Genomic DNA, 7,231 nt, shown 5'->3' on the forward strand with positions numbered 1-7,231 from the left:
GACCGCGAACTGACCGAACGCGACGACAAGCGCCTCAGCAGCCGCCTGCGTCAGGCCCGGCTCAAGCACAACGCCTGCCTCGAAGACATCGACTACCGTGCCCCGCGCGGACTCGACAAGGCGCTGATCCTCCAGCTGAGCAGCGGTCAGTGGCTGCGCGACGGGCTCAACCTCATCATCAACGGGCCCACCGGCGTGGGTAAAACCTGGCTGGCCTGCGCCCTGGCACACCAGGCCTGCCGGGACGGCTACAGCGTGCGCTACCTGCGTCTGCCGCGCCTACTGGAAGAGTTGGGCCTAGCCCACGGCGACGGGCGCTTCGCCAAGCTGATGAGCAGCTACGCCAAGACCGACCTGCTGATCCTCGACGACTGGGGCCTGGCCCCGTTCACCGCCGAACAGCGCCGCGACATGCTGGAGCTACTGGACGACCGCTACGGCCAGCGCTCGACCCTCGTTACCAGCCAAATGCCAGTGGACAACTGGCACGAACTGATCGGCGATCCAACCCTGGCCGATGCCATCCTCGACCGCCTGGTGCACAACGCTTATCGGATCAACCTCAAGGGCGAATCGATGCGCAAGCGGGTGAAGAAATTGACGACACCGGGCACCTCAGACTAACAATGCAACCCCTGCGTCGCTGCGCTCCGACTGCCTGTCCGAATGGCCGTGGAACAGGTGTCCGGATCAGCGTGGGCTGAGTGTCCGAATGGCGTGGAATCCGCAGTTACGAACGAATGAGACGCAAAATTTCATCAAGAATGATCCTTTTGCTGAAGCTGATAAACACGTTCACCGTTGCCAAAATGGAGGTGATTTGGCAACGCAGCCGAACAGCTATGGGGTAATCAGACTACTTAGCATCAGCCTGTTGCCAAATCGGATGACAAACGGCAACGCCATCAGCGCCCTATCGCATCGAGCCCCTTGCCGAGGCAAAACATTCCCAGCGCCGCACTTATGACAAATGCTATTGGTCCCACAGCCATAAGCGGCTGCAAGACAGTCGGCAACCAGGCATAAGCGTGAAAAACTGGTGCTGCCGTATCGGGTGGCATGCTGGCCAGACGCCCTAATACAACAGCTCCCACGGCCGCAAAAAACAGCAGCATTCCTCCGGCTACCACCACCACTGCCCGAATGCCTGTGTGACGTTTCTGGAATCGCTCATAACCCAGAACATCAAACGGCAGGGGTAATTGACACGCCTGACCGCTCCGCCCAAGTCGAGCATCAACGCTCAGAGCCAACCAGGAAATCCCGATAGCAAAACTCAGAATGAAAAGCACCGCAAAGCCCAGTACCGACATGTTTCCCCCTCTCTTTCCAGATACCAATCAGCGGTTCAAACAAAGTCAAAACTTGAGCAGCCGGAATAAGCACTCCAGCAGTCATCAAACGTTGAATCCATCCCCATCGGATTACCCATGATGTCGATGCAGCCATCAAACGAGGGCAATCCGTTGGCAGGATTAACCCATTGAATTGAGTCAGACATAGCGCTGTCGTCAGCGGACAAATTCGACAGTGAATTGCCCACCTCCAAATCAATGGCGGAATCGTTCCAGAAGGGGTTATCCGCGCTTAGGCTACCAAAAGCCGAACTTGTACCACCAACCTCTTGCAGCAGCGGCTCCAGGCTATGTTGCCAGCGCGGCTCATGGCGTATCCCCAGGCTGTCGTGCACCACTACCGCTTTTCCCTGGATGGGATAGATGATGGTCGTGTACGCCGGTTTGACTGGCTGCACGATGGAGGTAAACAGGCTGACAAGTTTGCTCAAAAGGTTCATGGCTGGCTCCTTGGTTATGAGTACCTCCAGCGTCGCCCGTGCCTGAAAAAACCCAAACTTTGTGCAGGTGAGAACTTACTGCTGACTGTCCAAACAGGTGTTAGACGTTTGCTCTGCGACGGCCCGGCTGCCGATATAGGCAGGCTTGCTTCACTCTCCAGCTGCAGTAATATGTATATCTATACAGTATTACGGCAACACAGAATGACCACTATCCTCGGCCGCATCCGGCCCTCATCAGTCCGCGTCCGCATGATCGAGGGCCGCGTCAGCGCGGGCTTTCCCAGCCCTGCAGATGACTATGCCGAGACATACCTGTCGCTCGATGAGCTGGTGAACGTGAGGGCTCCGAGCGTGTACCTGGTGCGCGCAGGCGGTGACAGCCTCACGGGTGTCGGTATCTATGACGGTGACGTGCTGGTGGTCGATAAGGCCGCTGTGGCCAACCAGGGGGAGGTGGTGATCGCCCTGGTTGGGGGTGAGTTCACTGCCAAGGTGCTGAGCTATGACGCCAATGGCCGGCCAGTGCTGCAGGCCGCTAACCCGGCTTACCCCTCGATCACCTTCCAGGATGGCGAAGCACTCGAAATCTGGGGCGTCGTTACGGATAACCTGCACTCACTGCGCCGACGCTGATTCCATGTTCGCCCTGGTTGACTGCAACAACTTCTATGTCAGTTGTGAGCGGCTATTCCGCCCGGAGCTGCATGGCCGGCCTGTGGTGGTGCTGAGCAATAACGATGGTTGCGCAGTGAGCCGCAGCAATGAGGCCAAAGCCCTGGGCGTGAAGATGGGCCAGCCGTACTTCCAATTGCGCGACTTAGTAGAACGCCACGGCTTGATCGCCTGTAGCAGCAATTACGCACTCTATGCCGACTTGTCAGGGCGGGTGATGCGCACGCTGCGCACCATGGCCCCGCGCATCGAGGTCTATTCCATCGACGAGGGTTTTCTCGATTTGCAGGGTGTTCAGGGTGACCTTGAGGTGCTGGGCCGCCTGATACGCGCCCGCGTATTGCGTGAGGTGGGTATTCCAGTCGGCGTGGGCATCGCGCCGACAAAGACCCTGGCGAAGCTGGCCAACTGGGGAGCAAAAAAGTGGCCGGCAACGGGCGGTGTTGTTGATCTACGCGATCCAGCCAGGCAGCGCCGACTGCTGGCCCTGGCCGAGGTCGGTGAGGTCTGGGGAATCGGTCGCAAAATATCGGCCCGCTTAAACACTATGGGCGTGTCTACCGCCCTGCAGCTGGCTGACTATGATCGCAAAACCCTGCGCAGAATGTTCAACGTCAATGTCGAACGCACCGCCCGTGAGCTTGCTGGGGAGGCCTGTTTCGCCTTGGAAGAAGGGCCGGAACCCAAGCAGATGATTGCTTGCACTAGGTCGTTTGGAGAGCGAAAACATACCCTGCAGGAGCTTCAGGAAGCTGTCGCAGGATACGCCACCAGAGCGGGGGAAAAGCTGCGTGGCCAGCGGCATTTATGCCAGGCGATTCAGGTCTTTATTCGCTCCAGTCCGTTCGATCAACGGGGCGAGCCATACAGCCGCGCCATCTGCGTCGCGCTGCCGTACCCATCAGCCGATACTCGCGATCTGGTAGCCGCGTCGTTGGCTGGGCTGCAGGCCATATTCAGGCCTGGACCAGCCTATGCCAAGGCCGGCGTAATCCTGATGGACTTCGTTGAGCCAGGCCGATTTACCCCGGACCTTTTCGCACCGGTTCCACGTTCTGGTAGTGATCGGCTGATGGCAGTTATCGACACGATCAACGCCAAGCAGGGAAAAGGAACAATCAGACCTGCCAGGCTCGCAGCGGATCAGGGGTTTTCTATGAAACGCGAGCGGTTGAGCCCTCGATTTACAACGTCCTGGAGTGAACTGCTGCAGGTGAAGTGTTGAGCTATGTGCCTTACTCGGCCAGCGCCAGGGCCAAGTCACGCCCCGCCGCCCACCTTTCCAAATATCTAGAGCAGGCAAACTGGCCGAAATCTTCTGTGTCTCCAGACCACATCAGCGACATGCTCCAGTGCAAATTGCACCAGATGCAATGACATCAGCGGCGCAATCTACTCGTGTATTTGATTGGACTTGCCGTTCAGTCCAGAGCAAATCACTTGGAGAACTTGGCCATTACGAAATTGCAGTGATTTGACCACCAACCTTCACAACCACTGACCAGTCAATTGCATTCCTGCTGACCAAGCGCATGCATTCGTCTTGGCCAGCGCACGCCCTAGTGACGACCGGCAGAAACCGGCCGATTCTGTTGAAAAAGTAGCTTCAGCGGCAGCCTGCCGATCAGGTGTGCCTGCTGTCGAAGTGGCTGCAAGCCACTTCAGGTTGCCTTTCGGCGTTTCGCTGAGCGTCCTTGCTCAGGTTTGAGGGTTAATTTGAGGGTTTCTGCTTGCAGCAGGCGTACCTATCCCGTGAGCGGTGGCCCTTGAGGCAAAAGCTTGGCCATGCGTCGCAGGTTCTGCACCGTCGCCGCCAAAGTGAATTCGTCAGTGGCACCTGTCAGGCCACGCAGTCGTAAACGGTCGAGTTTCATGATCCGTTTGAGGTGAGCGAAAAGCATCTCCACCTTCTTCCGTTCGCTGCGAGAGATGAGGTATTCCGGTGTCTTGGCGATGCGCCGGGCCACATCGCGGGCGGCCTCATGGATACTACGAACGATCTTCCGATTCGGCGTGTTGGGGCAGCACTTCGCTTTCAACGAGCAGGTAGCGCAGTCGGTTTGGCTGGAGCGGTAGATGATGGTGTTGGCCTTGGTTACCCGCGATCTTTTCTGGGTGAGGCTGGGCAGCGATATTCATTGGCTTCCGGATTCCAGTGGAAGTCGTTACTGGAGAGGCTGTCGTCCTTGCGCTCAGTCTTGTCCCACACCGGCACATGCGGCTCGATGTCCTTCTCTTCGACCATCCAGGCCAGCATCGGGGCAGTGCCATAGGCGGTGTCGCCGATGAGGCGTTCCGGTGTTAGGTCGAACTGCGCTTCGACACGCTCGACCATCGTCCTGGTCGAATCGACTTCGGCGGTACGGTGCGCCGGGGTAGCTTCCACGTCCATGATCACGCCGTGCTCAGTGTCGATCAGGTAATTTGTTGAGTAGGCAAAGAAAGCCGGGCCGCCTGGTGCTGCTGTCCAACGGGACTGAGGATCGGTGAGCGAAATTTTCTTGGGAAGAGCTTCAGCCAGCGCCTCTTCATCAAGGGCTTTGAGGTACTCGCGCACGGCGCGGCTGCTGAGAGTTGGATCACGCCAATCGACTTCATCTCCCGCTACCCCACGTTGCCGGCTGGCATCCGCCTTGATGATGCTGGCGTCGACGGCAAAACCTGCGCCCTTGACTAGGCCGGCTGCCATGCAGCGCCGAAGCACCTCCTTGAACAACCAGCGGAACAGATCGCTGTCACGGAAACGGCCATGGCGATTTTTCGAGAAGGTCGAGTGATTGGGTACTTCGTCCTCCAGACCCAGCCGGCAGAACCAGCGATAGGCCAGGTTCAGGTGCACCTCTTCGCACAATCGCCGCTCGGAACGGATGCCATAGCAGTAGCCGACGACCAGCATGCGCACCATCAATTCCGGGTCAATCGAGGGGCGTCCGATGGGGCTATAGAAGTCCGCCAGGTAGGCGCGCAGATCACTGAGATCCAGGCACTGGTCGATGCTGCGCAGGAGGTGTTGAGCCGGGACGTGATCTTCCAGGTTGAACGAGTAGAACAGGCGCTGCTGTCCTCCCGGTAACTGTCCCATCATGCTGTTTGCCCCCACGCTCGCTGAAAGAGCAATTTTGCCAACGGCATTGGGAGGCAGCTACTTTTTCAACAGAATCGGCCAGAAGCGGACATTCACAGTGACTGAGGAATGAGGGGCGGGTCACTTTTGCTCGGATAACCTAACGTAGAGCTAAGGGGCAGGCCAAGCCGGCGCATATAATGCGAAGCATGCGCCGGTTTGGACTGTCCAGTGAAGCGCAAAGCGCTGAACGGCCTTGAGCGACTTGTTAGCCCCAAGATTACTTGATAACACCACAGGAAACACGCGCACCACCGCCGCCCAAAGCAGCTGGATGATCTGAGTGATTATCACCGCCCGCATGAACCATAAGCGCACGACCATTTAGGTCACTCAATTTCAGGCGCGGAGCAAGAACAGGCTGAGTTGCTGAACCATTTGCTTCTACATAGAGAGCTGGTAGATCTCCGAGATGACCCTCACCCCACGGAGCACCATGCGCATTTGTAGCTGCTGGATCGTAGTGTGCACCTGCCCCACCCGCTGCAACCATTTTTCCCTCTTTCTCTTTTAGCTCACAGCTTGGATTTTGGTGAAGATGAAACCCGTGTAAACCCGGTGCCAAACCTTGCAGTGCTGGTGTAAACACGAGGCCATACTTCGATTCAGAGATAGTTACTTGCCCAACACTAGAGCCGACACCTTTCTCATCGACTGCGTTCATTTGCACAACAACATCTGCAAATGCAGAAAATGTTGAGATTGCGAGGGTGAATGCTATTAACTTCTTCATGCTTTTCTCCATGGATGGTTTTTGTGTTTTGGGGCTAACGTTTGGTTAAGGGGCGGCCAAAAGCGTAGCTTTTGGATGTCCCGAGTGAGTGAAGCGAACGACTTGAACCAATTGTTAGGCAGTGTCGCCGTACTTGGGAAGTGCGAAATACGCAGAACCGTCCGGGCGGTGTGCAGGACGCAGCGGTTGCGCCCCGGAAAGTTATTTGTGATGTGCGCATGACGTGAAAGCCACTCCTTTGCTGAACACAAATAACGGCCTCAAGGTGTGGGCGACCATTCGCTGCAGGCTGGCGCAGCAGAGGCGGTGATTGTGTTTTCTGGCGCGGTGTTCAAACCCAACAATCCTTTACAGGGCCTAACGCCCAAAGCAGCGGCGCGCGTTAGCGCGTCCAGCCCGTAGGGCGATGCTGCCTTTGCTTGTTAACTGTTTGGTGCTGGCCAACAAAACATACCCTCCGGTGACGTAGCTGCTTCTATGGCAAGTTCTGGGTCAAATAACTTTTTGTCAATGACAAGCCCCCAAAGCTCACTGCCGCCCTTTGCCTCCGTAGGGATAACATAGCTCTCTGGTCTCTCAGTAGTGAAAAAGTATATATCGTCAGAATACATGTAATCCGTTGCCTCGAAACAGATACGCTCTATATCTGCCCATTTGAACTTGTCATCCCATGCTTCCTTGCCGGGAGGTGATACATTTCTATAAATGTACTCATCATCCCAGGTCACGGAAAACCAATTCTCCAACTTTTTGCTTTCTTCTCTGGACTTAAACCAGTCTGCGATTTTTTTGAACATAGTGACAGTTAACAGTGATTAGACCGAACGCTCGACTAATACGCAGCCTAACATTTCGCTAACAATGTTGACTTTTCTCTTGCGGATCAGTGTTTTATGCATCTTTC

General features: G+C 56.3%; 7 protein-coding genes and 1 pseudogene. 3 read left to right on the forward strand and 5 right to left on the reverse strand.

The features are described 5' to 3' along the window. A partial coding sequence (istB, locus tag AUK77_RS01735; RefSeq protein WP_296125517.1) for an IS21-like element helper ATPase IstB occupies positions 1–624 on the forward strand: 624 nt, incomplete at its 5' end. 281 nt (positions 625–905) lie between these two features. Here the strand turns inward: istB and AUK77_RS01740 are convergent. Together AUK77_RS01740 and AUK77_RS01745 are read right to left on the reverse strand one after the other, a co-directional pair. Further along, positions 906–1,313, reverse strand: coding sequence for a hypothetical protein (locus AUK77_RS01740; RefSeq protein WP_296125518.1), 408 nt, complete (start codon positions 1,311–1,313; stop codon positions 906–908). 35 nt (positions 1,314–1,348) lie between these two features. Next, a complete protein-coding gene (locus AUK77_RS01745) occupies positions 1,349–1,795 on the reverse strand; it encodes a hypothetical protein (RefSeq protein ID WP_296125520.1) in 447 nt (148 codons plus the stop codon). A 204-nt stretch (positions 1,796–1,999) separates the two neighbouring features. On the opposite strand from AUK77_RS01745, the gene umuD reads away from it, so the two are divergent. Then, on the forward strand, positions 2,000–2,431 hold the full coding sequence (gene umuD, locus AUK77_RS01750; RefSeq protein WP_230924857.1) for a translesion error-prone DNA polymerase V autoproteolytic subunit: 432 nt from the start codon (positions 2,000–2,002) through the stop codon (positions 2,429–2,431). 4 nt (positions 2,432–2,435) lie between these two features. Further along, on the forward strand, positions 2,436–3,695 hold the full coding sequence (umuC, locus tag AUK77_RS01755) for a translesion error-prone DNA polymerase V subunit UmuC (protein ID WP_296125522.1): 1,260 nt from the start codon (positions 2,436–2,438) through the stop codon (positions 3,693–3,695). A 520-nt stretch (positions 3,696–4,215) separates the two neighbouring features. On the opposite strand, the pseudogene AUK77_RS01760 reads toward umuC, so the two are convergent. From AUK77_RS01760 to AUK77_RS01770, 3 genes and pseudogenes are all read right to left on the reverse strand, one after another. Further along, positions 4,216–5,555, reverse strand: a pseudogene (locus AUK77_RS01760) (IS1182 family transposase). A gap of 259 nt (positions 5,556–5,814) precedes the next feature. Further along, the gene (sodC, locus tag AUK77_RS01765) at positions 5,815–6,327 is read right to left on the reverse strand and encodes a superoxide dismutase [Cu-Zn] SodC (RefSeq protein ID WP_296125524.1); all 513 of its coding nucleotides are present in this window, start codon (positions 6,325–6,327) and stop codon (positions 5,815–5,817) included. A gap of 422 nt (positions 6,328–6,749) precedes the next feature. Then, complete coding sequence (locus AUK77_RS01770) at positions 6,750–7,124, reverse strand: hypothetical protein (protein WP_296125525.1); 375 nt, start codon at positions 7,122–7,124, stop codon at positions 6,750–6,752. Positions 7,125–7,231 lie beyond the last annotated feature (107 nt).

The organism is Pseudomonas sp. Ga0074129, assembly GCA_001465025.1.
Taxonomy (GTDB): Bacteria; Pseudomonadota; Gammaproteobacteria; order Pseudomonadales; family Pseudomonadaceae; genus Aquipseudomonas.

Coding starts and splice junctions, on each gene's coding strand:
- AUK77_RS01745 (WP_296125520.1), bottom strand. CDS start 1,795: ATGAACCTTTTGAGCAAACTTGTCAGCCTGTTTACCTCCATCGTGCAG.
- AUK77_RS01740 (WP_296125518.1), bottom strand. CDS start 1,313: ATGTCGGTACTGGGCTTTGCGGTGCTTTTCATTCTGAGTTTTGCTATC.
- sodC (WP_296125524.1), bottom strand. CDS start 6,327: ATGAAGAAGTTAATAGCATTCACCCTCGCAATCTCAACATTTTCTGCA.
- AUK77_RS01770 (WP_296125525.1), bottom strand. CDS start 7,124: ATGTTCAAAAAAATCGCAGACTGGTTTAAGTCCAGAGAAGAAAGCAAA.
- umuC (WP_296125522.1), top strand. CDS start 2,436: ATGTTCGCCCTGGTTGACTGCAACAACTTCTATGTCAGTTGTGAGCGG.
- umuD (WP_230924857.1), top strand. CDS start 2,000: ATGACCACTATCCTCGGCCGCATCCGGCCCTCATCAGTCCGCGTCCGC.